We start from the raw sequence: 25,933 nt of genomic DNA on the forward strand, positions 1-25,933 counted from the left end.
CGGTCTCCATCATAACACGTTGCCCCGCCCCGCGCAAGCGGCAAAGCGGCCTGCCCGGCGCGCCGCGGTGGCCCATTTCCCGGGGAATACTGCCCTGCTGCCCAGCTCCGCGGTGCCTATTGTTTATGCGCCCAGAATGCCCAGGTGCTCCAGCAGGATCTTGGCGCCCATCAGCACCAGCACCGCGCCGCCCAGCAGCTCGGCTCTCGACTTGAAGCGGGCACCAAAAATATTGCCCACCTTTACCCCTACCGCCGACAGTATAAAGGTGATGCCGCCGATAAAGCACACCGCCGGCACGATGTCTACCTGTAAAAAGGCAAAAGTCACCCCTACCGCCAATGCGTCGATGCTGGTAGCCACCGCCAGCGGCAGCATGGCCCGGGGCCCAAACGAGCCGTCGAGCTGTTCACACTCGGCACAGCTGCGCGACTCACGGATCATGTTTACGCCGATGGCCCCCAGCAGCACAAAGGCGATCCAGTGGTCCACGCTGGTGATGAGCGACTCGAATTGCACCCCCAAAAAGTAGCCGAGCAGCGGCATCAGCCCCTGAAAGCCGCCAAAATAAAGCCCCGTCACTGCGCAGTGCTTTATCCCGGCCCGCTTTACCGAAAGCCCTTTACAAATGGCTACGGCAAAGGCATCCATCGACAGCCCCACCGCAATGATAAACAGCGCCCAGGTGCTCATGATCTATTACATCCTCTCTCAAAATGCTCTCTTGCCAGAACCGCCGCCGGTCCAACAAAAAAGACCTACCTGCAGTCAGCAGATAAGTCTCGTCGTTTCATACAAAGCCAGGAACTGCGTTCCAAGATGTTGGCTTCATCCCGCCGGCACCCCGGCGGCGACTACTCCCTTACGCCTGTAAAGCATACCCTATTTTGTCTATCCCGTCAACCTCTTTTACCGCCGTCTAGCGGCCCTGCACCGCCGATCGGCCCCATAGCCCCTCAAAAAGCAGTGCAGCCACCAAAAAGGCACCCGCCGCTCAAGGGCAGGTGCCTTCTCTATCTTACGGCAGTTGCAGTCGTCAGATCTTGGTGATATCCACCACGCTGATGTCCTCGATCTTCTTGCCCGAGATAAGGCAGCGCGAGAGCATATCGATGGTGTCGATAGCCGTCAGGCAGGGGATCTGGTGTTCCACCGCCTTGCGGCGGATGCGCACGCCGTCCCGCTCGGGGGTGCGGCCCTTGCTGGAGGTGGAGAACACGTAATCGATCTTGCCGCTCTCCAGCAGATCCAGCACGTTGGGCGACGGCTCGCCGATCTTGCGCACCGAGGTGGTGGCCACCATGTTTTTATTCAGCCGCAGGGCGGTGCCGCCGGTGGCGTACAGGTCAAAGCCCATGGCGTCAAAGCGCTCGGCGATGGGGATGATCTCGTGCTTGTCCTGGTCGCGCACCGTGAACAGGATCCCGCCGGGCCGCTTGAATTTGTAGCCGGCAGCTGCCAGCCCCTTAAACAGCGCGTCCTCAAAGGTCTCGGCCACGCCCAGCACCTCACCGGTAGATTTCATCTCCGGCCCCAGCTGGGTGTCCAGATCCTTGAGCTTTTCAAAGCTGAATACCGGCACCTTCACCGCCACAAAGTCCTTTTCTGGGTAGAGCCCGGTGCCAAAGCCCATGTCGGTCAGGCGCTCGCCCAGCATGCAGCGGGTAGCCAGGTCGACCATGGGCACGCCGGTCACCTTGCTGATATACGGCACCGTGCGCGAGGAGCGGGGGTTGACCTCGATGATGTACACCTTTCCCTCGTGCACCACGTACTGGATGTTCATCAGCCCCACGATGTGCAGCTGCCGCGCCAGCCGGGCGGTATAGTCGACGATGGTCTCTTTTATCTGCTCGCTCAGGTCTTGGCTGGGGTATACCGAGATCGAGTCGCCCGAGTGGATGCCCGCCCGCTCGATGTGCTGCATGATACCGGGGATCAAGAAGTCCTCGCCGTCGCAGATGGCGTCCACCTCGCACTCGATGCCGGTCAGGTATTTGTCGATGAGCACCGGGTTCTCCAGCTCGTGGGCGGTGATGATCTGCATGTACTCGGTCACGTCGGCGTCCGAGTAGGCGATGATCATGTTCTGCCCGCCCAGCACGTAGGAGGGGCGCAGCAGCACCGGGTAGCCAAGCTCGCCGGCCGCCTTGATGGCCTCCTCGGTGGTGTACACCGTGTGGCCCTGGGGGCGGGGGATGCCGCAGCGTTCCAGCAGCGCGTCAAAGCGCTCTCTGTCCTCGGCCTCGTCGATGGCGTCGGGCGAAGAGCCCAAAATGTTGGCCCCCATCTTCTGCAGGTGTTTGGTCAGCTTGATGGCCGTCTGGCCGCCGAACTGCACCACCACCCCGTAGGGCTTTTCGGTGGCCAGCAGGCTCTCGACGTACTCGGCGTTGAGCGGGTCGAAGTACAGCCGGTCGCCGGTGTCAAAGTCGGTGGATACCGTCTCGGGGTTGTTGTTGGCGATGATGGCCTCATACCCCTTCTCTTTCAGCGCCCAGGCGCAGTGCACACAGCAGTAGTCAAACTCAATGCCCTGCCCGATGCGGATGGGCCCCGAGCCGAAAACCACGATCTTCTTCTTGCCGCTGTCGTGGGCGGCAATGTGCTCGGCGGCCTCGTTGTCCCCGTCAAAAGAGGAGTAGAAGTACGGCGTCTCGGCGGTGAACTCCGCCGCGCAGGTGTCCACCATCTTGTAGTCGGCCAGCAGCTTCTCCGGGCACTCCTGCCCCGACAGCCGGCGCATGGTGGCGTCTAAAAAGCCGAGCTTCTTGGCCGCGCGGTACTTCTCCACCGTCAGCTCGCCCTCTTTCAGGGCGTTCTCCATCTTGGCCAGCTTGCCGAATTTGGCCAAGAACCACTTGTCGATCTTGGTGATGTCAAAGATCTCGTCAAACGAGATGCCGCGCTTAATGGCCTCGTACACCACGAACAGCCGCTCGTCGTCGGTGTTCGCCAGCAGCTTTACGATCTCCTCGTCGGGCAGGTCCTCCAGCTGAGGCAACGTCAGTGTGTCCAGCCCCAACTCGATGGAGTGCACCGCCTTCATCATGGCCAGCTCAAAGTTCTGGGCGATGGCCATCACCTCGCCGGTGGCCTTCATCTGGGTGCCCAGCGTCTTTTCGGCGTACACGAACTTGTCAAAGGGCCACTTGGGGAACTTCACCACGCAGTAGTCCAGCGCCGGCTCAAAGCAGGCGCAGGTCTTGCCGGTCACCGCGTTGGGGATCTCGTCCAGGCTGTAGCCGATGGCTATTTTGGCCGCCACCTTGGCGATGGGGTAGCCGGTGGCCTTCGAGGCCAGCGCCGACGAGCGCGACACGCGGGGGTTCACCTCGATAACGGCGTACTCAAAGCTGTCCGGGTGCAGCGCGTACTGCACGTTGCAGCCGCCCTCTATCTTTAAAGTCGAGATGATGTTTAGCGCCGACGAGCGCAGCATCTGGTACTCGCGGTCGGTCAGCGTCTGGGAGGGGGCCACCACCACGCTGTCGCCGGTGTGCACACCCACCGGGTCGATGTTCTCCATGTTGCACACGGTGATGACGTTGCCTTTTCCGTCGCGCACCACCTCGTACTCGATCTCTTTCCAGCCCGAGATGCACTTCTCGATGAGCACCTGGGTGATGGGTGACAGCCGCAGCCCGTTGTCGCAGATCTCGTGCAGCTGCTCGGGGTCCTGGGCGATGCCGCCGCCGGAGCCGCCCAGCGTAAAGGCCGGCCGCACGATGACCGGGTAGCCGATAACCTCGGCAAACTCCAGCGCGTCGGGGGTGGTGTTGACCACCTTCGAGGGGATGCACGGCTCGCCGATGCTCTCCATGGTGTCTTTAAAGGCCTGCCGGTCCTCGGCTTTCTTGATGGTCTCGGGGTTGGCGCCCAGCAGCTTCACGCTGTTTTGCTCTAAAAAGCCCTCCTCGGCCAGCTCCATGGCCAGGTTGAGCCCGGTCTGCCCGCCCAGGGTGGGCAGCACGCTGTCCGGCTTTTCCAGCAGGATGATCTTTTTTACCACTTCCGGTACCAGCGGCTCGATGTAGATCTTGTCGGCCATGGCCTTGTCGGTCATGATGGTGGCCGGGTTGGAGTTGATGAGCACCACCTCCAGCCCTTCCTCTTTCAGGGCGCGGCAGGCCTGGGTGCCGGCGTAGTCGAACTCTGCCGCCTGGCCGATGACGATGGGGCCCGAGCCGATGACCAGCACTTTTTTGATATCTTCTCTTTTCGGCATAGCCTATTTGCCCCCTTTTTTCATCAGGTCGATAAACTCGTCAAACAGGTACGCCGTGTCTTTGGGCCCGGCGCTGGCCTCAGGGTGAAACTGCACCGTAAAGCAGTTATACTTGCGGTAGCGAATGCCCTCCACCGTGCCGTCGTTGGCGTTCACGTGGCTCACATATCCCACGCTCTCGTCCACCGTGCCGCCGTCCACCGCGTAGCCGTGGTTTTGCGAGGTGATGTAGGTGCGGTCGTGATCCAGATCTTTTACCGGCTGGTTGGCGCCGCGATGGCCGTATTTTAACTTGATGGTCTTGGCCCCGGTGGCCAGCGCCGTCAGCTGGTGCCCCAGGCAGATGCCGAATACCGGCACCCCGCTGTGCAGCAGCTTGGCGATCTCGGCGATGATGGCGGTGTTCTCCGCCGGGTCGCCCGGCCCGTTAGAGAGCATGATGCCGTCGGGCGACAGCGCCAAAATGTCCTCGGCGCTGGTGTGGCCGGGCACTACCGTCACCTGGCAGCCGCGGCTCTGCAACGAGCGCAGGATGTTGCGCTTGTAGCCGAAGTCCATCAGCACCACCCGGTAGGCCTTGTCGCCCTCCTCGGCGGCGCCCATCTTCTGTACCTCGGTGCAGGAGACCGCCTTCACCGCGTCGACGATAGAGAACTGCCGCAATTTTTCCAGCAGCTCCTCCCTTCTGTCCTCGCGGTACTCGGTGGTCACCACACCGTTCATCACCCCGGCCTCCCGCAGTTTTTTGGTCAGGGTGCGGGTGGCGATCCCGCAGATCGAGACGATGCCCTCTTTTTTGAGGAACTCGTCGATGGTCATGGCCACCCTAAAGTTGGAGGGGTACTTGCACCACTCGCTCACCACGTAGCCCTGTACCCAGCTCTTCTGGGATTCCATGTCGTCGGTGTTGATGCCGTAGTTGCCGATGATGGGGTAGGTCTGCACCACGATCTGCCCGTAGTAGGACGGGTCGGTCAGCACCTCCTGGTAGCCGGTCATGCCGGTGTTAAATACCACCTCGCCAAAGCTCTCGCCGGCAGCGCCAAAGGAATACCCCTCCAGCAGTGTGCCGTCGGCCAAGAGCAGCCAGGCTTTTTTCTGTTCGCTCAAACTAGAAACCTCCCTCTCAAAGCAGGTGTTGTGTCGGTCATCTGCGGCCCCGAAAGCCGGGGTTGGCGGCGCCCACGATGTCGCCGATGTGGGCCAGCTTCTGCTGCTTGCAGAAGTCCTCCATCCCGTCTATGATATCCAGCATGGCGGTGGGGCGGGCAAAGGTGGCAGTGCCCACCTGTACCGCCCGGGCACCGGCCATCATAAAGGCGATGGCGTCCTCGGCGCTGGAAATACCGCCCAGGCCCACCACCGGTATCTCTACTGCGGCGCACACCTGGTACACCATGCGCAGCGCGATGGGCAGGATGGCCGGCCCCGAAAAGCCGGCGAACACGTTGTCGAATACCGGCTTTTGGCGGTAGATGTCGATGGCCATGCCCTGAAAGGTGTTTACCAGCGACAGACAGTCGGCCCCCGCCTGCTGGCAGGAGAGCGCCACCCCCACCAGGTCTGGCGCGTTGGGCGACAGCTTTACCATCAGCGGTTTGTGGCAGCGGGCGCGCACTTCTTTTACCACGTGGCCGGCGGTGGCCGGCTCCATGCCAAAAGCCATACCGCCCGCCTTTACGTTGGGACAGGAGATGTTGAGCTCCAACAGGTCAAAGTCCTGGCTGTCCAGCAGCTCCACACCCTTTAAATAGCTGTCCAGGTCGTGGCCGCCCAGGTTTACGATGACCGCCGCCCCGCTCTTTTGCATAAAGGGCAGGTCCTCTTTTATAAAGGCCTCTACGCCGGGGTTTTGCAGGCCGATGGAGTTGATGAGGCCGCTGGCGGTCTCGTACACCCGCTCGCCGGTGTTGCCAAAGCGGGGCTCCAAGGTCAGCCCTTTAGAGGAGATGCCCCCCAGGCGCGAGATGTCAAAGATCTCGGCGTACTCCTTGCCAAAGCCAAAGGTGCCCGAGGCGGCAATGACCGGGTTTTTTAATGTCACGCCGCACAGTTCGGTAACTAGCATCTAAAACACCTCCTGGGCCAAAAATACCGGGCCGTCTTTGCACACGCACTTGGCCCCGGCGGTGGTCTGGCAGGTGCAACCCAAACAGGCCCCCACCCCGCAGGCCATGTGCCGCTCCAGCGACACGTAGCAGGTGGTGCCGCAGGCCATACAGGCCTTCGCCAGCTTCTCCATCATCACCTGGGGCCCGCAGGTCAGCACAAAGTCGTAGTCGGCCGGGTCAAACAGGTCGGTCACAAAGCCCTTCTTCCCCTCGGCGCCGCTGTCGGTGGCCACTGCTATCCGCTGTACATAGGGCCTCACCAGCTCCAGCTGGTAGCTGGCGTCGCGAAAACCGGCGAAAAAGTCCACCTGGCAATCTTTTAAGCTCTTGGCTACGTACACCATGGGCGCAAAACCGATGCCCCCGGTCACCACCGCCACCTTGCCGCGAACTTTCTCGATGGCAAAGCCGTGGCCCGCCGGGCCGGTCAGTTCCAGCTGCTCACCGGCGCGCAGCTTCGAGAGCAGGCGGGTGCCTTTGCCGCGTACCTCGTACAAAAAGGTCACCGTGTGCCCGTCGGCGTCGCACACACTGATGGGCCTGGCCAGCAGCGGGCCCTCGTCGCCCCAGCCCTTGAGCATGTAAAACTGGCCCGGCTCCGGGCGGGTGCCGGTCTCTACCACCATGCGGTACACGGTGTCGGTCACCTGGGTGTTTTCCAGTATCTTATTTCTCGTACTCTGCACAGGCACTTAAGATCTCCTCTCTGGCTTTGATGACCTCATTTCTGGCGGCGGTGGCGAAATCGCGCTCGTCGCCGGCCTTTTTGTAGGCCAGCAGCACCGCGCGGGAGGAGTTGACCACCCCGCCGTTGCGGCCTTTTAGGTAGCGGGCGATATCCTCTGCCTTGCCGCCCTGGGCGCCGTACCCGGGGATGAGGAAGAAGGTCTTGTCGAGTTTTTTGCGGATGGTCTCGGCCTCTAGCGAGGAGGTGCCGCCGATGACCGCGCCCACGCTGGAGTACCCGCACTGGCCCATGCAGTCCACGCCGATCTCGTCCTGCAGCCGGCGGCCCACGATGTCGTAGATGGTCTCGCCGCTCTCGGAGCGGATGTACTGAAAGTCCTCTCGGCCGGGGTTGGAGGTGCGCACCAGCACGAACACGCCTTTTTCCTGCTCTTTGATGTAGGGCAGGTAGGGGGTGATACTGTCCAGCCCCATAAACGGGCTCAGGGTCACCAGGTCGGCCTCAAAGTCACCGGTGAAGTGGCCCTTGGCGTACATCTCGGCGGTCTTGGCGATGTCGCCGCGCTTGATGTCGGCGATGACGATCTGACCCTTCTGGCGCAGGTAGGCCAGCGTGTCGCGGTAGGCCTGCAGCCCCTGCAGCCCCAGCGACTCGTAATAGGCGATCTGCACCTTAAAGCAGCCGGCCACGTCGCAGCAGGCGTCGATGATCTGTTTATTGAAAGCGAGCACCGCCTCGCCGTCGTTTTCGCACTCGTCCCGCAGCCACTGGGGCACGTACGAGATGTCGGTGTCCAGGCCCACGCAGATGGGGCCCTTTTCAGCTACAGACTGGTACAGCCGGTCAACGATCATTTTGCTCATGGTAATACGTCCTTTCTGTCGCGGGCGCCGCCCGAACCTCTATCCTCTCTGCCGAAACGGCAGTTTTTATGATTTTTTAACGGCGGTAGGTCACCCGGCCGCCCCGCACTGTGGCCAGCACCTGGCCGGTCAGCTCTACCCCGGCAAACGGGGTGTTGTGGCTTTTCGAGTGCAGCGCCGCCGGGTCTACCACCCAGTTTTTATCGGTGTCAACCAGCACCACGTCGCCGTCAAAGCCCGGCCGCAGTCTCCCCTTGTCGTACCCCAGCAGCTCGGCCGGGCCGCGGCTCAACAGCGCGCTGAGCCGTTCCAGCGGCAGCTTGTTTTGCACGCACAGCTTGGTGTGGCACACCGCAAAGGCGGTCTCCAGCCCCACCATGCCCGGGGCGCCTTTTTGCTTGTCGTCGTCTGTGTGGGGGGCGTGGTCGGTGGCGATCATGTCCACCCAGCCGTCCTCTATGGCGCCGATCAGCGCATCCACATCCTCCTGTTGGCGGATGGGCGGGTTTACCCGGTAACCGCCGTCGGCAAACCAGATGTGATGCGGCGCCACCTCGCAGGTGATATCCACCCCCGCCTTTTTGGCGGCAATGATATAGCGGATGGCCTCTTTGGTGCTCACGTGGCACAGGTGCAGATGGCAGCCGGTGTGCTGGGCCAGCACGATGTGCTGGGCGGTGGCGATGTTCTCGGCCAAACGGTAGTCATACGGCGAGATATCCATGTCCTCGGCGTGGGAGAGCACCGCCATATGGCGGCTGGCGGCAAAGCGCATGGCCCTTTCCATCACCGCGTTTTTCATCACGCCTTTGCCGTCCTCGCTGAGCAGCTTTACCCGCCCGTCCAGCTCCTGTAGGTGGCTGGTAGTCTCGCCGTCAAAGTTCTCGGTCACCGACACACACTGGTGCACCTGCACCAGCCCGCAGTCTTCGGCCTTTTGCAGCACCTCTTCCACCACGTCCATGTGCGAGCACACCGGGTCGGTGTTGGCCATTAAGTTCACCGCGCAGTAGCCGCCGGCCGCGGCCGCCGCGCTGCCGGTGGCGATATCTTCTTTATAGGTGTAACCCGGGTCGCGAAAATGGGCGTGCATGTCGATGAAGGCCGGCATCACCGTCATGCCCTGGGCGTCCAGCACCGCGCAGTCGGCGGCGATCTCTCCCCCCACCGCGGCGATCTTGCCGTCTCTTATCAGCAGGTCCCCCCGCTCTCTGCCGTCGCAGTCGACGAGCTGGGCATTTTTTATCAGCAGGTCAGCCATAGTCTCTCCCTCCCGGTCAAAAGCGGCGCCGGTCATCTGCCCAGCTGGCTGTCGCAGTAGCGGCAGCGCCAGCCGCTGCCCAACTTTTCAAAGCGGCGGGGCAGCCCCGGCTCGGCGTTGGTTATGCACTTGGGGTTAGGGCAGGTGTGGTCGGGGTTTTCCGACTGCACCAGCTGGGCGTGGGGCCGCCGGTGCCACTTGGCGCCGCCCACCTGGCTGTCGGGGTCCTCGGCCCCCAGCAGCTTTACCAGCAGCGCCATGCGCACATACATGCCGTACTGGGCCTGGGTAAAGTAGTAGGCGCGCGCGTCGGCGTCTATCTCGGGGGTTATCTCGTTCACCCGCGGCAGCGGGTGCAGCACGATGGTATCCTCTTTGGCCAAAGCCATCTTGGCGGGGTCTAAAATATAGCAGTCCCGCAGCCGCAGGTACTCGTCTTTATCGGCAAACCGCTCCCCCTGCACCCGGGTCATGTACAGCACATCCAGCTTGTCCAGACAGTCCTCCATGCGCTCTACCTGGGTGTAGGTGATGTTGGGGTTTTTGTCCATCTGACTTATCACGTAGTCGGGCAGCACCAGCTCCCGGGGCGAGATGCAGTAAAAGGTGATGCCCGTGTACCGGCCCATGGCCTCGATGAGCGAGTGGACGGTGCGCCCGAACTTTAAGTCGCCGCACAGGCCGATGGTCAGGTCGTGCAGACGGCCCTTAGCGGTGCGGATGGTGTACAGGTCGGTCAGTGTCTGGGTGGGGTGTTGGTGGCCGCCGTCGCCGGCGTTTATCAGCGGGATGGCCGTGTACAGCGCCGCCGCCTGGGGCGCGCCCTCAATGTGGTGGCGCATCACCGCCACGTCGGCGTAACAGCTGATCATGCGGATGGTGTCCTCCACCGTCTCCCCCTTGGTGGCAGAAGAAGAGCCCGCATCAGAAAACCCAAATACGCTGCCACCCAAACGGTGCATGGCAGCTTCAAAGCTGAGTCTGGTTCTGGTGCTGGGCTCAAAAAACAGTGTGGCCAGTAATTTTCCACGGCAGATATCTCGGTACTGATCCGGGCGGTCGATGATGTCGTCGGCCAAGGCGAAAAGCTCGTCGAGCTCTTCTGCCGTAAAGTCCGAAGGCGAGAGCAGATTGCGGCCTGCTAGCATAATGGCGTATCCCCCTTTTGGCAGTTGCGGCTACTCATAAAACGGCACTGTATCACAGGCGTGTATACAGTGCGGCAAGTAGTGGGTCGTCTCGTATGTGGCGGCGGCAGTGCGGCGCGTTTGGGCAAAATAAAAGGAAGAAAGAATCAAGTTTTCCTCGCTTTTCCTCCCTCCCGCGTATTTTTCGCAAAATACCACCTATCCAGTTGTTAGAGTTATTCTAGCAGTTTTCGAGCCGTTTTGCAATCTCTTTTCCCCGCCGCAACAATGGAAAATACCGCCTGGCAGGGCCGTTTTTTTGTGAAAAGCTACAGGCAGGCGCCCGCCGGCGGTACGGCCCCTTGTGGCTGGGGTGGATTTGGTGTATAGTGAATTTGTATTTTCTTTTCGCACCATCGGCGCCGCAGTGGATATCCTGTGCCCCGGCGCCGTAAAATAGGCAGGTGGCGCGCCGGTGTCTGGCAGCTGCCGCCTGCCGGCAGAAAGGGGTATTTCTGTGCGCAATATTTTCGACTCCCACGCCCATTACGAAGATGCCATTTTCGGCGAGGACTGCTGGCCGGTGCTCGACGGGCTGCAGCGGCAAGGCGTCAGCCGGGTGCTCAACTGCTGCTCCGATATGGGCGTGGTCCCCCGGGTGCTCGAGATCGCCCGCCGGTACGACTTTGTCTGGGCCTCGGTGGGGGTGCACCCCCACTGGACGCCCGAGACCCCGGCCGATTATCTCGACGGCCTGCGCCGCGCCGCACAAGATCCCAAAGTGGTGGCCATCGGCGAGATCGGGCTCGACTATTTCTGGGACGACCCCAAAGACCTGCAGATGCGCATCTTCTGCGAGCAGATGGAACTGGCGCGCGAGCTGGGCCTGCCGGTCATCATCCATGACCGCGACGCCCATCAGGACACCTATCAGGTGCTCGAGCGCTATCGTCTGCCCGGGGTAGTGCACCGCTTTTCCGGCGACCTGGACGGCCTGCGCCGGGTGCTGGATCTGGGCATGTACGTCAGCTTTGGCGGCGACATCACCCACCCCCAGTACCGCGACATGCCGCTAAAAGCCATCGAGCACACCCCGCTCGAGCGCATCCTGCTCGAGACCGACGCCCCCTACGCCACTCCGTACGCACAGGGACAGCGCCGATGCGACTCTTCCATGCTGCCCGAGGTGGTCGAGGTCATCGCCGACATCAAAAAAATTTCCTGCCAGGAGCTCTGCGACATCACCTATCAAAATGCGTGTAGGGCCTACCATATCCCCGAATAGGGCCGGCCGTCGGTACAAATTCACAAATCAGACACAACCCGCTATTGTTTTTTTGTGCGCCACATATTATAATGAAATCTACAGATACTGAAACTATAGAAATATAGGGGGATATTATTATGAAGCTGGGAAAATTTATCTCGGTGCTGGCAGTACTGGCATCTGCCGCCGGCGTCATCTACCTCGCATATAACTTCTTCAAAAAACACTGCCTGGTGTGCTGCGATGGCACCGACGGCTGCGAGTACCTCGACGCCTACACCGAAGAGTTCGGCGACGAGGACGAGTATGACGAGGACGACTGCGCCACCTGCTGCTGCGACGACTGCTGTGCCGCCGCCGGCGACGACGAGGCCGAGGAAGAAGATGCTCCGGCTGTCGGCGAAGATGTTGCCGCCGATGACGAGGGAGAAGACCTGCTGTAAAAAACAGGTCACATCCGGTCAAAAAGTTTTTTGCGCAATATCCTCTCAGGGTATTGACAACACAGCGCTATATCGCTATACTAATAGAGCACCCCAGAACAGGGTGCCTATATCGCGGGGTGGAGCAGTCCGGTAGCTCGTCGGGCTCATAACCCGAAGGTCGTCAGTTCAAATCTGGCCCCCGCAACCAGCTGCGGTTACACTCTCATCATTTGATGGGAGTGTAATTTTTTGTGTCGATTTTCTCCATCTGTAAACACGGCCCAATACGGGCCCCCGCAACCAAACGTAATCACGCTCTCATCACCTGATGAGAGCGTGATTTTTTGCCCATACCCTGGGATATCGGCGTCGAGGGCCAAATCAAGCGACCGAGTGTATCTCTATAGCGTCGTCCCATACAGTGACACCAATAATGCGTTTTTGCATCAGAACCTTAGAGGATCTTGGCCCTAAAGGAATGGTCTCACGGCGAGTTTGATGCCGAACAAACTATTTTTATACTACTTTAAATAGCCTTCCGGTAGATATAATACATGACAGGCTATATCAAAATGCTATTCTGTATATCTCTTTAGCGCTATTAAAAGATCTTCCCTATACTTCTCTATATCGTATATAGACTCCAGATCAGTTCTGACCGGTTTTTTGTTTTCGTCCGGTATCAGTATGTATTTACGGTTTTCCGTTAAAATTAGACGGCACACCCAGTTCCTCGTATTGTCCTTATATAAGACATTCATATATCGCTCAGTATCCTTATAAGTGATGTCTTCTACTGGTACCACTTCCTTAAGAATAGTCTTAATTAGAAAATATGCCTCTAACTCCTCATTTGTTGTAATTACTCTGTGCTCTCTTTCCTCAGCTGTGTCAGCATTTGGGGTCCCATTTTCCGAAAGATCTCCGTGAGCAACTTCAGCATCTTCTTTTTCCGCACTCAGTGCCGCTTTGATCTTATCATTCATCAGTTCGCTGATATAATTATTTAAGGATTTTTTTACGATGGGTCTAAATTTCTCCAAGGTTTGTTGAGTCATCCTGCCGGGGTAGGAAGAAACTAAGAAGAAACGCACAAAATCATCAGATGGACTCTGGAGCTCTGATGCCAACATGCGTCTAAACTCATTTGAATATTTTAATTCCGATGCAGCATTAAATATTTCATCAATATCAAAATTGGGTTTACAAAATTTTTTAAGCTCTGGAATTTGACTCTCTTTAATATTTTGGATATTGACTTCTAAAAACGGGGTAGTGTCCATCTTATTCGGCTCATCTAGATCTGTAAAGAACTTGTAGATAATGCCATTAGTCAAGATGGCAAATTTAGCATGTGTTGTCCCAAAATAGCGAAACAGTTGCGAATCATGGTTATTTAGATTTTCTCCTACCCACTTTGCTTCAATAAGAATGGCTGGGGTGCCATCTCGCATAATGGCATAATCCACTTTTTCCCCTTTTTTGATCCCCACGTCTGCAGTATATTCAGGAACAAACTCATAAGGATTAAAAACATCATATCCGAGTAGGCTAAAAAACGGCATGATAATAGAAGTCTTTGTAGCCTCTTCGGTTTGAATACTGTCTGCCATGCTTTCCACACGTTTACCAAATTGCTTTAACTGATCAATAAAATCCATATCATACAACTCCCACATTAATTGCTTTTATTCTACGCGATGGCTAACTCCTGCTTAATTGTATCACTAATATATACATAATCCAACACAAAATATCAATAAACTATGTATATTATTTTGTGTTTTTAAAACAACATAGTGTCCAAGACAGACATTGGTAAAAATTTTTTGCAATCTAAATCTCCTTTGAGAAACAAAATGTAAAATGTGTGGGGTAGATGTATCAGAAAGTCCTGTACTGGTCGCATCTGCATGAAGTTTTTGTCCGTATAATCCGTTATATCTACCGTCATCCCCCGATCTACGCCCCGCTCTATCCCATCAGTTCCACAAAAACAGGAAATATTTGCATTTTGCTATTGATATGTGTTATTGAATGTGATAATATGCTAGTTGAGAATAAATATCATTAGAGGGATTTTTGTGACGATGAGACGCAATACGATCCAGCGCGCGCTGGTGCTCGAGGCAGTAAACAAACTAAAGTGTCACGCCACCGCCGAAGAGGTCTATCAGGCGGTCGTCGGCGAGCACCCCAACATCAGCAAAGCAACTGTATATCGCAACCTCAATCAGCTTTCCCAGAGCGGGGAGATCCGCAAGATCGAGGTCCCAGACGCGGCCGACCGGTTCGACCACCGCTGTCACGACCACTACCACGTCAGGTGCACGCAGTGCGGCCGGGTATTCGATGTCGATATGGACTACATCGAGGATCTGCAAAAAGCGATACGCGACACCCATGGCTTTCAGTTTAGCGGGCACGACCTCATGTTCAAAGGTATCTGTCCGCAGTGTCAAAAATAGCTTTGCTCTGCCCACGTATCCGCTCCATATCCCTACCCGCGTTCCCGCCCAAGTCCAATCCAAGGCCCATTGGGCCCCAGAGCCCCAATAAACAGTGCGCATACGGGTGCATGATCCCGTAAATATACATTCAGGGAGATGTCAAAATGAGAAGTATCACCACGTTAGATCTACAGTACGCACATCGGTTTTATGGTTTTAAAGGTGAGGCACAGTACCTGCACGGTCACACCGGTGTCTTGACCATCGAGGTCGAGGACACCGTCGAGCCCGGCGTAAATATGGTCTTTCCCTGTAACGAGATCCAAAAGACAGCCTGGGGAGTGCTGAAGAACTTCGACCACGCACTGATCCTGCGCCAAGATGATCCGCTGCTGCCCGCCATCCTCGATGTCTACGAGAAACAGGGTATCCGCAACGGCGCGCCCAACAACCAGATGAAAGGTCCCGCCTTTAAGACCGAGCTGGCCACAGCCTACCCGGACTGCCGCCTGGTGGTCACGAAAGAGACGATGACCGTCGAGGGCATGATCAAGATCGTCTACGATCTGCTCAAAGACAAGCTGAACATCGCCAAGATCACCTTTACCAGTGGTGTCAACGCCGCCTCGGAGGAGTTTAGCCCCAACAAGGTCATCGATCGCTGCCCGCTGTGCGGGATCGCACTCAACGAAAACGGCGTCTGCCCCAAATGTGGCTATAAAAAACCGCAGGCGTAGATAACACCATCCACTACCCGCCGATAGGCTCCCAGGCGTCCGAACGGCATACATAGCCCATAGCTGTGTCTGCCGGCGCCCTGCTATAGCGCCCCAGCGCCTGCCTATCATCTATTCAATAGCTGCCCGCACCCCCATCCTCTGGATGGGGGTGTTTTTTACTTTCCCCATGTAAAAATGAAAAAAGCATAGTGTCCCCACAAGCCCCATCCCGAAAAAGTGTGTCGCCCCGTCAGGTTGCCCGGCCGCCCCTTTTGCTACCACCGTCCAGCCGCCACCCGACCACCGCCCAGCCACAGCCCGATCACAGCCGCCCGTAGCCCGCGTGTAACCCACCCACTGCCCAGCTACAGACCAGCCACAGCCCGATCACAACCCGATCGCGGCCCGGCCCCAGTCCAACCCCACCGCCTGCCTGCACCCGGTCACGGCCCTGCTTGTCCGCTTCTCCCAGGCCCAGCACGCCCCATCCCCAACGGCAAAATATACTTCCAACTTGCCCCCACCCCCACCTGCGCCCCACCCTATCTCATACCATCCAGAGCAGCCGGGCGCCGCCGCTGCCCCGTTCCGACCATCCTCCCCGCCCCGTTGTTCCGCAACTTCAGTGTCTCTCCTGGTGGGGACTCTCCCCGGTATTTTTAGTAGCTCTTTTGAGGCGCTGTGTGCTCGATGCGCTCTCCCCTGCCCAAATCCCGTCAACCTCTGCCCGGTGTCCGGTTACTGTCGTCCGCTGCTGCCCGCTGCCCCGCAGCGGCTCCAAAAAACAGTGTGCACCCGCCGCACCTCCACCCGTTGGCCCCGCTGCAAAACCCGCCAGCAGGAATAAAAGAGCGGTTTTTGTTTTGTGTACATATATACCTACCGTGAAAATTTTCTGTTCAAAATTACCCAATAACTTGATGATAATTATCGGAAAAAGAGAAATAACAGCACTGCTGATAGACAAAACCAGTAAAAATTGTTATATTAGTGACAAAAGTAAACCGGTAAAGAAATACATAAATGGTAATAATTGTATATTGGTGTCGTTATCGATATGCATTTGGATCCATACACCTGTACGGTTCTCAGCGGTGTTCGCAAAAGGTGGCTTTTTGCAAAATAGGTGTACTGGCCGTTACCGATACTTTTTCTGCCGGCCCGTTCAGGCAGCGGAAGAGGAGGCAGACCACATGAATTTATCCCGGCTCAAACGCCTGCGCAAGCAGCGGCACATCTCGCAGCAGGTGTTGGCCGACCACCTGGGCGTCAGCGCCCAGAGCGTGGCCAATTACGAGAATCTCAAGTACGAGCCCGACATCTCCACGCTGCTTAAGCTGGCGGCGTATTTCGATGTCTCGGTCGACTATCTCATAGGCGCAAGCGAGCTCGCGTACCGTGTCAGCGAGCAGGATATCACCCTGCTGCGGCTGGTGCACCAGTTGCCCGAGCCCGCCCGCCAGGCCCTGATAGAGTTTTTACAGGTGGCCGGTCAGCGGTGACCGCTGGCCCGCCCCAACGGATCGTGCAGCAATGAGGAGGCAATATGGACGTGATAAAGATACTGCTGGTAGAAGATGAGCAAGAGGAGTGCGACAACTTCGCGCACTGTATCGATCTCTGTGAGCGCATGGAGCTGATGGCCACCACCGACAGCGCCCGCCACGCGATGGAACTCACCCGCGAGCTCGATCCCGACGTGGTCATCCTCGATCTGGAGCTAAACGAAGGTAACGGTATCGACTATCTGTATCAGCTCGACGATCTGCCGGTCATCGATCGCCCCTACGTGGTGGTCACCACCAATACACTGTCCAAGCCCACGCTGCAAATGGCCCGCGAGCACGGTGCCGGTTTCGTGTTCACCAAAAGTCTGCTCGACTACAGCCCGGCTCAGGTCATCGGCTTTATTGACCGCGCCTCCAAATATTTCAAGAAAGGTGTCGTCGCCGCTCCGGTCACTGCTCCGCATATCGAGGTGCGCCTGCCCGCCGCCAACCGCGAGCAGCGCGATCTGGCGCTCATGTTGGGTAAGATCGGTATCACTTCCAACCTCAAGGGGCACAAGTACATCATCGAGGCGGTCGGCCTCATGCGCGAGATGGATGGCACCAATACCGATCTGTCCGGCAAAGTGTTTCCCATCATCGCCCGGCGCCACAACACCCGCGACCAGAATATCGAAAAGGCCATCCGCACCGCAATCGACTCCGCCTGGAAGACCACCGACATCGATATCTTAGAGAAGTACTATCCCTACGCCGTCAACATCAATACCGGCCGTCCCACTGTAAAGGAGTTCCTGTTCGCCCTGCTCGAGAGATAGCCTGTGCGGCAACAAAAATAAAGCGGCAGCCCCGTGCGGGCCGCCGCTTTTTATCTTGCTGTCTCGTCCGGAAATACCGCCGTCCCGGACCGCACCGGTGTGGACCCGTGGCCATCTATACCTTCGCTGCCGGGTTCAGTCTCTGCCGCCAAATAGCACGCCCAGCGACCGGTTTTTTAAAACCAGCCCCGCACCGTGCCGCAAAATGCCGTACGCTGCATACAGCCGCCCGCCTGGCCCGCGCCCGCAAAAGCGGGCAAAGTCTTTTCTAAAAATGGCGAACCGCCGCGCCGCCGCCGCCACATCGCCCCGCTGGTTGCCAAAAAAGCGCTGTTGCAACACCGCGTCCAAAACGGCGATCACCGCGCCGCCGGCTTTCATATCCCGCAAAAAGGCGTGGTCGATATAGTCCAAAAAATACCCCTCGTCATAGCGGTAATCGCGGTACAGCGCCGTGCGCACCGCCATGCCCGAGTTGATACCGGTGATCTCTCCCGGCCCAATGTCCTCCGGCCGCGCCACCCGCCACACCTTGTTGCCGCGAATAGCGCTGGGCGATAACAGCCCCGCCTCGTCGTGGACCAGCGGCAAAAATATGTCCACACCGCCCTGCCGCCGGGTGGCTGTCTCCAGCGCCGCAAAGTAGTCCTCTGTCAGCTGGGTGTCGTCATCCAGCCACACGATAAAGTCACACGCATCCAAAAGTAGCGCCGTCGCCCGGTTGTACGCCCGGGCCAGCCCAAAGTTGCCGCCCATGGCCGCATACTGCCACCCGCGCTTTTGGCAGTACGCCCCGTTTGGCAGGTCTTTGGTCGAGTTATCCACCACCAGCACATCGCGGCGGCCCATCGCCGCCAGCGCCCGGCAGGCGGCGCTGTCCTGGCAGCGCACGTTGTACACCAGCACTACCGTGCAAATACGCGCCCCAGCCATCAACATCGCCCCCCTCTCGCCGCACTGCTGTCAATACCGCCCGCCGCCTTGATCTGCCGCGCCCGCCGCCGCACCGCCCGGTACAGCCCCAAGCGCTGGCTGATCATCTTCACCGCCCCGCCGTGCTGCTCGCCGGTCTGGTTGCCGCCGTGCCGCCGGTAGTCAAACAGTGCGCACCGCAAATAGGCCACCTGCCCCAAACAGGTGGCCAGCAGCCCCAGGTAGCTGTCGTGCATGGGGATGCCCGCCGGCAGCGGCAGCGCCGCCGCCACCAGCTCCCGCCGCACCGCCATACAGCAGCCGATAAACCCGTTTTTCTTCAGGTTGTGCCAAAAGCCCGGCCCGGTCTGCCGTATGGCAAAGTACGAAGGCGCCACCACCTTGCCCGTACCGTCTATCACCCGCGCGTCGTGCAGCACCGCCAGCACCTCCGGCCGCGCAAAAGCCGCCAGCACTTTTTCGATCTTGTCCGGGTGCCACACGTCGTCTTGGTCGGCCAAAAAAATGATGTCGCCGTCAGCTCGCCCCAGCGCGTGGGCAAAGTTCTGCAGCAGCCCCCTGCCCGGTCCCCGCACCAGCCGCACCCGGCTGTCCTGCGCCGCCAGCAGCTTCAGCTTCTCCCAGGTCCCGTCGCGCGACCCATCGTCCGATATCACCAGCTGCCCGTCCTCTGGCAACTGGGTCAAAATGCTCGCCAGCTGCTGGTCCAAAAAGGCGGCCCCGTTGTAGGTGGCCATCGCCACCGCTACCCGTGCCACCGTCAAATGCGCTGTGGCGGCGGTGTGTGCTTGGCCGGCTTTTTGGGCTTGCCGCCCCGCCGGTACCGCCCCCACTTGTCAAAAAACTTGCACATCGAGACCACCTCGATCCACAAGTACTTAAAGCTCTGGGCCGCCGCCCGCTCCCACTCGTGGTACACCCAGCAGCCGGGGTAAAACTGTACCCGCTGTCCCTGTGCCAACACCTCGCGGGTCAGGTCCACGTCCTCAAAATACATAAAGTACCGGCAGTCGAATCCGCCTATCTGCCGAAACAACTCGGTGCGTATCAGCATAAAGCAGCCGGTGCAAAACTCAATGTCTACCGGGTCGGTCAGCTGCTTGTCGCGCATGGTGTACTCGGTGCGCCAGCGCTTAAAAAACGCCGCCACATCCTCATACCGCCCCCCGCACAGGTATTTTAAGGTGGGGCTCAATTTGGGCAGATGTTGCTCGCTGCCGTCCAGGTTGCGGATCTTGGGGGTGATCATCCCCACGTCCGGGTGGGCGTCCATGTACCCGCACAGCTCGCTGATGCAGTCGCAGTCCAGAATGATATCCGGGTTCACGATCGCGTGGTAATCCGAGCGCAGCAGGTCCAGCACCTGGTTGTGCCCCCAGCCAAAGCCCTCGTTGCCGCCGTTTTGCAAGATCACCACCTGCGGGTAGTGCTGCCGCACCAGCCGCACCGTGCTGTCGGTGGAGTTGTTGTCCGACAGGTATACCGTCAGCTCCACCCCGCGGGTGTGTTCCAGCAGCGTTCCCACCGCCGATAAGATCTTGTCGGCGTTATTGTAAGTCACGATGGTGGCCGATACCCGGGTCTCTCTCCCGCGGCCACCCGTGTTTTCTCTGTCTATCTGCATAGTACCTCCGGCGGGCCGCCGCCCGCCCTCAACTTCTGGTGCTCTTTAAGGGGTCCGCCCTACAGCAGCGTCTCCCACTCTTTAGGTCTAAAGCCCACCAGCACCCGGTCCTCGGTCACTAAAAGCGGCCGCTTTACCAGCATGCCATCGGTGGCCAGCAGCGCGTACTGCGCCGCCTCGTCCATATCCGGCAGCTTGTCCTTTAAGCCCATCTCCCGGTATAGCATTCCGCTGGTGTTAAAAAAGCGCCGCAGCGGCAGCCCGCTCAGCTTGTGCCACGCCGCCAGTTCCTCGGCGGTGGGGTTTTCCAGTTTGATATCGCGCTCCCGGTATTCTACGCCGTGGTCGCAGAGCCATGCTCTGGCCTTCTGGCAGGTGGAGCATTTGGGGTAACACACGAACAGTGCCGACATATGTGACCTCCTTATCAAAAGCCGGTCCGACAGCCGGTCCCGGCCACTTTTATGTATGGGCATATTACATCTATCTTATTATACACGATACCCGCCGCCATACAACCTCTGCCAGCCAAAAAGTGGATCTTGTCCCCCGACCGCACACAAAAAAGCGGGGCGCCACCTCGGTGCCCCGCCGCTTGGTCTGCAGTATATATCCGGCGCTCAGGCTGCCAGGCCCATGTCGCGCAGGTCGCTCTCGGCCTCCTGATAAGTGTCGGCCGAGAACAGGAAGTTCCCCCAGTTGTCGTATACTTCAATGTGGCCGTTCACGCCTTTTACTCTGTACTCCATCTCTCAGCACTCCTTTTTTCAGTCGGGCCGTCTTGGCGGCTTTATCTCTTGTGGTGACTCTATCTTACCAGCTTAGCTGTCCCATAAACCGGACTGTTATCCCGCGCTCCCCACTTTTTTCTGTGCTGTGCCCAAAAGGCACAAAAAGAGCAGGAGCGCCCCTATATAATAGAGGGGCGCTCCTGCCCGGGTCCCTGCTGGCACAAAAGTGCCTGAACAAAACTAAAAAAAGACCGCCAACCGGTAGGGTCGGGGTCTTTCTTAATGCGTTGTGCGCGAGCCGCTCACAGCAGCGCATCCTCCACGATATCCATAAAGTGACATAAGTGCACCTCACACTGGTTCAGTAAGTCGGTCAACCGCCGTGCAAAGTCAAAGTCCATCGATACATCCTCGATCACCTTTAGCGGCGGCCCGTTGGGTTCCTCCGGGTAAAAACCAATACGGTAGCTGTAGTAGTCGCCCACCTCGGGCAGGTTGTATTTGTGCCGCTCAAATCTGTACCTACACATGTAAAAAATCTCTCCTTGCACCTCACGCGTATACTTCCGTTAGTGATCTATAGCAAGCCTGCCCGTTCCGTCAAACGAAATGGTGATGTGCTTGGTATATAGCTGGCCCTCGCTCTCCTTTTGCAAAGTAAACGATGCTTTGCACAGCGCCAGCGTATCAAATATATCGGCCATACCGTTGCCAGTGCCACCGGTAGTGGTCCCCCGCACGCCCAGGTTTTCCAGCACCCACGCGGGGAAAGGAGCGCCGTTATCACAAATATCTATCTCATAGCAGCCGTCGGCAGTCAGTCCCAGCAAAAGCAGGATCTGACCTCTCGGTCCGCTTGGGCGTCGGTCGATGGCGTTAAAGGCGTTGCGCATCAGATCGCCGATCAGCCGCTGTAACCGTATCTGGGTAATAACGCCGTTTTCCACCAGCGGCGCCACCGGGTCCTGTACCGAAATAAACAGGTCCACATCTTTGTCAATGGCCTCACGGCGGTAATCGGCCAACTGCTCGTCCAATAAGTAAAGGCCCGTAGCCGATACCGGATCGTACTCCAGCAGTGCACAGCGGGTCTCCAGTTCCTGTTCTTGCGCCATCCGTGCCAGTTCGGTCTGCACGCCGCGGGGCACTGCGCCGGCGGCCTGCTTTTGGATCACCTTGTGAATACTGGGTAAAAACTCTTTCGACTTATGTACCTCCGCCGATAACTGCCGATTGGCCTCCTCCAACTTGTGCCGTTCCTGTCTCTTTTTGATTTCGTCTCTTAGCCATAAAAATGATACAATTGTACTTGCGCCGAGTATTAACGATGCTTGTTTCTGTATATGAGTACTATCAAAATATAAGGTTCCGAAGAAAGTGACGATACAAAGTAATAACCAACTGGCAAGTATTATAGAACGATTAAACCCTTTGCCAAGCCACTGATGAATAGTTTCTTTAAATAGAGGAAGATGGATAATTATATATGTAAAAACTAATTGGCAGATAGTCCAAACGATAATAACATAGAGTTTATCGTCCTCAAGACCATATTGACTTACGTCTACTAAAAAATAAGTTATCATTCCTGAGAGTAGAGTGCCAAATCGTTCGACAACATGAGAAAGAAATAACGAAGCACAATAACTACCATCTAGTATCGGTTTTCTATCAATGATGTTCATTAACACTGAAAATAGGACAAGTATGGCGACCATCATTGGGATTAAAGGGAAATCATACAGTACTGCATAGCCAAACACGTATACAGAAGCAAAAGTAGCAGTAAATATAACTTTCCAGTACAAATGGCATGTTGGGCGTGCCATGACAAAGAATATGGTGCAAGTAAGAATTGATTCTATAACAGTTTGTAGTATTTTTACATAATCCACCACAATCTCCTCCTCTGTATCTATTATAAATGATAGAGAGGAAATATGTGTAGGAATGTTCACACCGAAATCACATACAAGAAAATAGAGAGGACACACCGCCTCTCTAATTCAAATTTACCGTCTACCAGCTAGCCAGATCAACCACTCAAGTAAAGTCATTGTTTACGTCCTCCTTTTCTTTAATGAATTTCCATATAGAAATTACCAAAAGATGGAAGACGATTACTTTCCGTTGCACTCTTTACATCAGTGTCGATTTCTACACAAATCACGCTGGTATCATATAACGAATTGCGTTTTACTCTGTTTTCGACACGTTAGCGTAAAAATTTTTCGCAAAAAGGTGCTCAAAATATAGAATGATACACAAACGTGTATCAATAAGTCACACTTTATAGAAACGACCGCTGTTATTTGATACCTGTTTTGCCAGAATCCACGCATAAAAAAGAAAAGGATGGGATATCTTAGTACCCCACCCTTCTTGGTAGTTTAAAGCATACTTGCAATTGTATTGACCTTGTCGCACATAGGGGATATAAAGGATAAAATATCGGATAAGGCCTTAACCATAGAAGACCCTCATTTGTAAATTAACGTGGCTTATTTCCATCCTTTTCCGGCTAACCAAATTAACCAGTCAATCCAACTCATACTTTTCACCTCCTTAATTTGTGAATAGCTCATACTGTCAATGCATCAGCTAAATAAAAATCTAAAAGGCTCCTATGTTGCTCCCTGTACCTATCTTCCCTGTCCCGCTAACCATGCTAACCAGTCCCATAATGACAAAAGGTCCACCTCCCCTCTTTTCCCATGCTACCAGACCTACCGGGGCGATTACTGGCCAACAGCGTCCCCCCACCCCAACACACAAAAAATTCCACACCTGTTCCCCAGGTGTGGAATTTTAAATGTAAATAGATGCCGCGTCTACCTATAAGTATGCGAGAATAGCCCCGTAAGCCGCCACCAGGTCCTCAAAGCGTTTCTGGCAGTTGGCCGGGCTGGTGCTGGGTAAAAGCAGCGCCGTCCGCCCGGTCACCGGCTGGCAGTAGCGCCGGTACAAGCTGTGCGCCTTTCCCCCGGTACAAAAAATAGCGCCGATATCCGCTGTCTGTAAAATAGGCGTCAGGTCGTTGGCCACCGGGTCTTTAATGCTGGTGTCGCTGGCTCCCTGTATGCGGCAGCTGGCCAGCACGTCAAATAGCGCTATACCGTGCCGGTGCAAAAAGGCGGTGCGCGCCTCATTTCCCTCCGGCGCCGGCTCTAAAAACAGCGCCGCCAGCACCCGCCAAAAGCGGTTCTGCGGGTGCCCGTAGTAAAAACCCACCTCCCGCGACTTGGGCGAAGGCATGCTCCCCAGCAGCAGCACCCGGCTGCCGGCGTCATAAATAGGCGGCAGCGTGTGCCGCACCAGCTGTTCCTGCATCGTTAGACCCTCCTGTCTGGCATATATAGCCGGTTTCTGCCGCCCGGCGCCGTCTTGTTCTCTGCCCCCCCCCAACACCCCAACACCCCAGCATCCCATACACCGCCGCGCGCGGCTGCCTGCATATCGCCCCGGCCGCGCCGCCGTGCTGTCGTGTTGTCGTGCCGCCGCCTTTATCTCTGTCGCCATTATACCACGCTCCGCCCCCGGTTTTTGTGCTATACTAAAAAGAAAACCCACGCCCCAGCGGGAGGTCTCGTCATGCAGCCCATCGATACCCTCAAACAAATGGTCCAAAACAGCACCAACATGGTCTTTTTCGGCGGCGCCGGCGTCTCTACCGAAAGCGGCATCCCCGACTTTCGCAGCGCCGACGGCCTGTACGCCCAAAAGTGGCCCTACCCGCCCGAGGAGATTCTCAGCCACCAGTTTTTTACCGCCCACCCCGACCTGTTCTATCAGTTCTACCGCGAAAAAATGCTGGTGCTCTCTGCCCAGCCCTCGCTGCCCCACCGCGCGCTCGCCGCGTGGGAGCGTCAGGGCAAACTAAAAGCCGTCGTCACCCAAAATATCGACGGCCTGCATCAAAAAGCCGGCAGCAAACAGGTGTTCGAGCTGCACGGCTCCATCCACCAAAACCACTGTCAGCGGTGCGGCAGATCCTACACCGGCCGGCAGGTAGCCGCCATGTCCGGCGTGCCCCATTGCGCCTGCGGCGGCATCATAAAACCCAATGTCGTGCTCTACGGCGAGCCGCTCAGCGACGAGGTGGTCACCGGCGCCGTGCGGGCCATCGCCGCCGCCGACCTGCTCATGGTGGGCGGCACCTCCCTCACCGTCTACCCCGCCGCCGGCCTGCTGCAGTATTACCGCGGCCACCAGCTGGTGCTCATAAACCGCAGCGCCACCGCCGCCGACAGCCGCGCCGATTTGGTGCTGCACCAAAACCTGGGCGATGTGTTCACCGCCCTCGGCATGGAGGATATCTCGCTATGAACGGCATAAACGGCAACATCCGTAAAAATATCCGTATCGGCGCCACCGTCGACGTGGTGCTCAAAAAAGATCAGCCCACCGGCCGCCTCACCCGCGGTCAGGTGGCCCGCATCCTCACCGGGTCCGCCACCCACCCCCACGGCATCAAGGTGCAGCTGCAAAGCGGCCAGGTGGGCCGGGTCAAGGTCATCGTCGAGGAGGCCCCCAGTGAATAAGCTCGAGGGGTTTTACGAGCTGGCCGCCTGCGGCCTGCCCGCTGTTCCCTGGCAGGAGTACCGCCCCCATACAGTGCTCGATCCCGCCCTGCTCTGGACGGTGCGCACCGCCGTACTGCGCGGCAGCGATCTCGATCTGCCCCGCGCCGTGGGGGTCACCGCCGAAAAGGCGCAGGCTTTCGCCGCCGCCCAGCTCTCCCGCACCCCGCCGCCCCTGGTGCTCTACTACCCGTTTTTCTGCGCCCTGAAAAGCGGCACGCTCGAGGTCGCCCCCCACCGTACCGTTATCGAGGCGGTGGATAAAGACCTCTGGAACCTCGTCACCCACGGCCGCCGCAACGTCACGCTGGTGTTTCCCCAGCAGGGCCCGCCCCAGTCCCACGGCGACGCCGACTTCCTCACCCCGGCCCAGGTCCAGCAGCTGCAGGCCGCCGCCCGCCGGGTGCGCAGCCGCTACCGCGGCGCGCTGGCTGCCGGCCAGTCGGTGCTGCTCGAGTGGAGCTACGGCGCCCCGTCCGACCTGCAGCGCCGCGCCACCGGCGATTTTTCGCTGGTGTTTTTAGAGATCCGCACCCTGTGACCCATCTATCTGCATGATTATGGAAACACAAGTTGCAAAAACAGCTGTGCACCATGTCA

At 57.7% G+C, this 25,933-nt stretch carries 26 protein-coding genes, 1 tRNA gene and 1 pseudogene; 10 read left to right on the plus strand and 18 right to left on the minus strand.

Features of this window, described 5'->3' with window-relative positions; genetic code table 11:
- Nucleotides 1–123: 123 nt before the first annotated feature.
- From H8K20_RS10010 to pyrB, 9 genes and pseudogenes are all read right to left on the minus strand, one after another.
- Nucleotides 124–693, minus strand: coding sequence for a manganese efflux pump MntP (locus H8K20_RS10010; RefSeq protein WP_105205077.1), 570 nt, complete (start codon nt 691–693; stop codon nt 124–126).
- Nucleotides 694–1,036: 343 nt separating this feature from the next.
- Complete coding sequence (gene carB / locus H8K20_RS10015) at nt 1,037–4,228, minus strand: carbamoyl-phosphate synthase large subunit (RefSeq protein WP_186488330.1); 3,192 nt, start codon at nt 4,226–4,228, stop codon at nt 1,037–1,039.
- Between the two features lie 3 nt (nt 4,229–4,231).
- Entirely contained in the window at nt 4,232–5,338 is a 1,107-nt protein-coding gene (gene carA, locus H8K20_RS10020) for a glutamine-hydrolyzing carbamoyl-phosphate synthase small subunit (protein WP_186488331.1), read from the minus strand.
- Nucleotides 5,339–5,375: 37 nt separating this feature from the next.
- Nucleotides 5,376–6,296: a dihydroorotate dehydrogenase gene (locus H8K20_RS10025; protein WP_186488332.1), complete on the minus strand. Its 921-nt coding sequence runs from the start codon at nt 6,294–6,296 to the stop codon at nt 5,376–5,378.
- Nucleotides 6,297–7,025 (minus strand): dihydroorotate dehydrogenase electron transfer subunit, encoded by a 729-nt coding sequence (locus tag H8K20_RS10030; RefSeq protein WP_186488333.1) that lies wholly within the window; start codon nt 7,023–7,025, stop codon nt 6,297–6,299.
- Complete coding sequence (gene pyrF, locus H8K20_RS10035) at nt 7,006–7,881, minus strand: orotidine-5'-phosphate decarboxylase (protein WP_154867203.1); 876 nt, start codon at nt 7,879–7,881, stop codon at nt 7,006–7,008. The genes H8K20_RS10030 and pyrF overlap by 20 nt, the downstream gene beginning before the upstream one ends.
- 85 nt (nt 7,882–7,966) lie before the next feature.
- Entirely contained in the window at nt 7,967–9,142 is a 1,176-nt protein-coding gene (locus H8K20_RS10040; RefSeq protein ID WP_186488534.1) for a dihydroorotase, read from the minus strand.
- A gap of 41 nt (nt 9,143–9,183) precedes the next feature.
- Nucleotides 9,184–9,363 carry a hypothetical protein gene (locus tag H8K20_RS13870; RefSeq protein WP_341480847.1) on the minus strand — a complete coding sequence of 60 codons (180 nt, stop codon included), beginning with the start codon at nt 9,361–9,363 and terminating at the stop codon, nt 9,184–9,186.
- A gap of 15 nt (nt 9,364–9,378) precedes the next feature.
- Nucleotides 9,379–10,299: pseudogene (gene pyrB, locus H8K20_RS10045) on the minus strand (aspartate carbamoyltransferase); the annotation flags it as partial.
- Nucleotides 10,300–10,795: 496 nt separating this feature from the next.
- Between pyrB and H8K20_RS10050 the strand changes: the two are divergent.
- The 3 genes from H8K20_RS10050 to H8K20_RS10060 all read left to right on the plus strand — a co-directional run bounded on the left by H8K20_RS10050 (nt 10,796) and on the right by H8K20_RS10060 (nt 12,178).
- Nucleotides 10,796–11,563 carry a TatD family hydrolase gene (locus tag H8K20_RS10050; RefSeq protein WP_178089811.1) on the plus strand — a complete coding sequence of 256 codons (768 nt, stop codon included), beginning with the start codon at nt 10,796–10,798 and terminating at the stop codon, nt 11,561–11,563.
- Between the two features lie 119 nt (nt 11,564–11,682).
- A complete protein-coding gene (locus H8K20_RS10055; RefSeq protein ID WP_154866695.1) occupies nt 11,683–11,988 on the plus strand; it encodes a hypothetical protein in 306 nt (101 codons plus the stop codon).
- A 113-nt stretch (nt 11,989–12,101) separates the two neighbouring features.
- Nucleotides 12,102–12,178 (plus strand) — tRNA-Met (locus H8K20_RS10060).
- Nucleotides 12,179–12,545: 367 nt separating this feature from the next.
- On the opposite strand, the gene H8K20_RS10065 is transcribed toward H8K20_RS10060, so the two are convergent.
- Entirely contained in the window at nt 12,546–13,631 is a 1,086-nt protein-coding gene (locus tag H8K20_RS10065) for a type I restriction endonuclease (RefSeq protein ID WP_186488335.1), read from the minus strand.
- A gap of 429 nt (nt 13,632–14,060) precedes the next feature.
- Between H8K20_RS10065 and H8K20_RS10070 the strand changes: the two genes are divergently transcribed.
- The 4 genes from H8K20_RS10070 to H8K20_RS10085 all read left to right on the plus strand — a co-directional run bounded on the left by H8K20_RS10070 (nt 14,061) and on the right by H8K20_RS10085 (nt 17,465).
- Nucleotides 14,061–14,438 carry a Fur family transcriptional regulator gene (locus tag H8K20_RS10070; protein WP_105205084.1) on the plus strand — a complete coding sequence of 126 codons (378 nt, stop codon included), beginning with the start codon at nt 14,061–14,063 and terminating at the stop codon, nt 14,436–14,438.
- A gap of 146 nt (nt 14,439–14,584) precedes the next feature.
- On the plus strand, nt 14,585–15,157 hold the full coding sequence (locus tag H8K20_RS10075; protein WP_105205085.1) for a 6-carboxytetrahydropterin synthase: 573 nt from the start codon (nt 14,585–14,587) through the stop codon (nt 15,155–15,157).
- Nucleotides 15,158–16,332: 1,175 nt separating this feature from the next.
- Nucleotides 16,333–16,641 carry a helix-turn-helix domain-containing protein gene (locus H8K20_RS10080; RefSeq protein WP_186488336.1) on the plus strand — a complete coding sequence of 103 codons (309 nt, stop codon included), beginning with the start codon at nt 16,333–16,335 and terminating at the stop codon, nt 16,639–16,641.
- Between the two features lie 44 nt (nt 16,642–16,685).
- On the plus strand, nt 16,686–17,465 hold the full coding sequence (locus H8K20_RS10085; protein WP_105205088.1) for a sporulation initiation factor Spo0A C-terminal domain-containing protein: 780 nt from the start codon (nt 16,686–16,688) through the stop codon (nt 17,463–17,465).
- Nucleotides 17,466–17,600: 135 nt separating this feature from the next.
- Here the strand turns inward: H8K20_RS10085 and H8K20_RS10090 are convergent, their stop codons facing one another.
- The 8 genes from H8K20_RS10090 to H8K20_RS10120 form a co-directional block, all read right to left on the minus strand.
- Complete coding sequence (locus H8K20_RS10090) at nt 17,601–18,398, minus strand: glycosyltransferase family protein (RefSeq protein WP_186488337.1); 798 nt, start codon at nt 18,396–18,398, stop codon at nt 17,601–17,603.
- Nucleotides 18,398–19,231 (minus strand): glycosyltransferase family 2 protein, encoded by an 834-nt coding sequence (locus H8K20_RS14065; protein WP_341480835.1) that lies wholly within the window; start codon nt 19,229–19,231, stop codon nt 18,398–18,400. The genes H8K20_RS10090 and H8K20_RS14065 overlap by 1 nt, the downstream gene beginning before the upstream one ends.
- Nucleotides 19,159–20,022, minus strand: a complete 864-nt coding sequence (locus tag H8K20_RS10100; protein ID WP_105205091.1) for a glycosyltransferase family 2 protein — start codon at nt 20,020–20,022, stop codon at nt 19,159–19,161. Before H8K20_RS10100 ends, H8K20_RS14065 begins: the two co-directional genes overlap by 73 nt.
- Nucleotides 20,023–20,081: 59 nt before the next feature.
- The gene (locus H8K20_RS10105) at nt 20,082–20,435 is read right to left on the minus strand and encodes an arsenate reductase family protein (protein ID WP_186488339.1); all 354 of its coding nucleotides are present in this window, start codon (nt 20,433–20,435) and stop codon (nt 20,082–20,084) included.
- Between the two features lie 207 nt (nt 20,436–20,642).
- Nucleotides 20,643–20,771: a hypothetical protein gene (locus H8K20_RS14070; protein ID WP_279287501.1), complete on the minus strand. Its 129-nt coding sequence runs from the start codon at nt 20,769–20,771 to the stop codon at nt 20,643–20,645.
- Between the two features lie 284 nt (nt 20,772–21,055).
- Nucleotides 21,056–21,283 (minus strand): DUF6514 family protein, encoded by a 228-nt coding sequence (locus tag H8K20_RS10110; RefSeq protein WP_105205093.1) that lies wholly within the window; start codon nt 21,281–21,283, stop codon nt 21,056–21,058.
- 39 nt (nt 21,284–21,322) lie between these two features.
- The gene (locus H8K20_RS10115) at nt 21,323–22,000 is read right to left on the minus strand and encodes an ATP-binding protein (protein WP_154866723.1); all 678 of its coding nucleotides are present in this window, start codon (nt 21,998–22,000) and stop codon (nt 21,323–21,325) included.
- Nucleotides 22,001–23,588: 1,588 nt separating this feature from the next.
- Nucleotides 23,589–24,083: a DNA-deoxyinosine glycosylase gene (locus H8K20_RS10120; RefSeq protein WP_186488340.1), complete on the minus strand. Its 495-nt coding sequence runs from the start codon at nt 24,081–24,083 to the stop codon at nt 23,589–23,591.
- A 261-nt stretch (nt 24,084–24,344) separates the two neighbouring features.
- Between H8K20_RS10120 and H8K20_RS10125 the strand changes: the two genes are divergently transcribed.
- Genes H8K20_RS10125 through H8K20_RS10135 form a run of 3 tightly spaced genes read left to right on the plus strand, consistent with a single transcriptional unit; the run spans nt 24,345 to nt 25,874 of the window.
- The gene (locus H8K20_RS10125) at nt 24,345–25,079 is read left to right on the plus strand and encodes an NAD-dependent protein deacylase (RefSeq protein ID WP_186488341.1); all 735 of its coding nucleotides are present in this window, start codon (nt 24,345–24,347) and stop codon (nt 25,077–25,079) included.
- Nucleotides 25,076–25,294: a YwbE family protein gene (locus H8K20_RS10130; protein ID WP_207721549.1), complete on the plus strand. Its 219-nt coding sequence runs from the start codon at nt 25,076–25,078 to the stop codon at nt 25,292–25,294. The genes H8K20_RS10125 and H8K20_RS10130 overlap by 4 nt, the downstream gene beginning before the upstream one ends.
- Nucleotides 25,287–25,874, plus strand: a complete 588-nt coding sequence (locus H8K20_RS10135; RefSeq protein ID WP_186488342.1) for a hypothetical protein — start codon at nt 25,287–25,289, stop codon at nt 25,872–25,874. Before H8K20_RS10130 ends, H8K20_RS10135 begins: the two co-directional genes overlap by 8 nt.
- Nucleotides 25,875–25,933 lie beyond the last annotated feature (59 nt).

It is taken from the genome of Neobittarella massiliensis (ex Bilen et al. 2018) (assembly GCF_014269355.1).
Lineage (GTDB): Bacteria > Bacillota > Clostridia > Oscillospirales > Ruminococcaceae > Neobittarella > Neobittarella massiliensis.

Coding starts and splice junctions, on each gene's coding strand:
- H8K20_RS10065 (WP_186488335.1), bottom strand. CDS start 13,631: ATGGATTTTATTGATCAGTTAAAGCAATTTGGTAAACGTGTGGAAAGC.
- H8K20_RS14070 (WP_279287501.1), bottom strand. CDS start 20,771: ATGGAGTACAGAGTAAAAGGCGTGAACGGCCACATTGAAGTATACGAC.
- H8K20_RS10070 (WP_105205084.1), top strand. CDS start 14,061: ATGAGACGCAATACGATCCAGCGCGCGCTGGTGCTCGAGGCAGTAAAC.
- H8K20_RS10100 (WP_105205091.1), bottom strand. CDS start 20,022: ATGCAGATAGACAGAGAAAACACGGGTGGCCGCGGGAGAGAGACCCGG.
- H8K20_RS10080 (WP_186488336.1), top strand. CDS start 16,333: ATGAATTTATCCCGGCTCAAACGCCTGCGCAAGCAGCGGCACATCTCG.
- H8K20_RS10130 (WP_207721549.1), top strand. CDS start 25,076: ATGAACGGCATAAACGGCAACATCCGTAAAAATATCCGTATCGGCGCC.
- H8K20_RS10105 (WP_186488339.1), bottom strand. CDS start 20,435: ATGTCGGCACTGTTCGTGTGTTACCCCAAATGCTCCACCTGCCAGAAG.
- pyrF (WP_154867203.1), bottom strand. CDS start 7,881: ATGATCGTTGACCGGCTGTACCAGTCTGTAGCTGAAAAGGGCCCCATC.
- H8K20_RS10075 (WP_105205085.1), top strand. CDS start 14,585: ATGAGAAGTATCACCACGTTAGATCTACAGTACGCACATCGGTTTTAT.
- H8K20_RS10025 (WP_186488332.1), bottom strand. CDS start 6,296: ATGCTAGTTACCGAACTGTGCGGCGTGACATTAAAAAACCCGGTCATT.
- H8K20_RS10090 (WP_186488337.1), bottom strand. CDS start 18,398: ATGGCTGGGGCGCGTATTTGCACGGTAGTGCTGGTGTACAACGTGCGC.
- carB (WP_186488330.1), bottom strand. CDS start 4,228: ATGCCGAAAAGAGAAGATATCAAAAAAGTGCTGGTCATCGGCTCGGGC.
- H8K20_RS10125 (WP_186488341.1), top strand. CDS start 24,345: ATGCAGCCCATCGATACCCTCAAACAAATGGTCCAAAACAGCACCAAC.
- H8K20_RS10010 (WP_105205077.1), bottom strand. CDS start 693: ATGAGCACCTGGGCGCTGTTTATCATTGCGGTGGGGCTGTCGATGGAT.
- H8K20_RS10055 (WP_154866695.1), top strand. CDS start 11,683: ATGAAGCTGGGAAAATTTATCTCGGTGCTGGCAGTACTGGCATCTGCC.
- H8K20_RS10085 (WP_105205088.1), top strand. CDS start 16,686: ATGGACGTGATAAAGATACTGCTGGTAGAAGATGAGCAAGAGGAGTGC.
- H8K20_RS10110 (WP_105205093.1), bottom strand. CDS start 21,283: ATGTGTAGGTACAGATTTGAGCGGCACAAATACAACCTGCCCGAGGTG.
- H8K20_RS10120 (WP_186488340.1), bottom strand. CDS start 24,083: ATGCAGGAACAGCTGGTGCGGCACACGCTGCCGCCTATTTATGACGCC.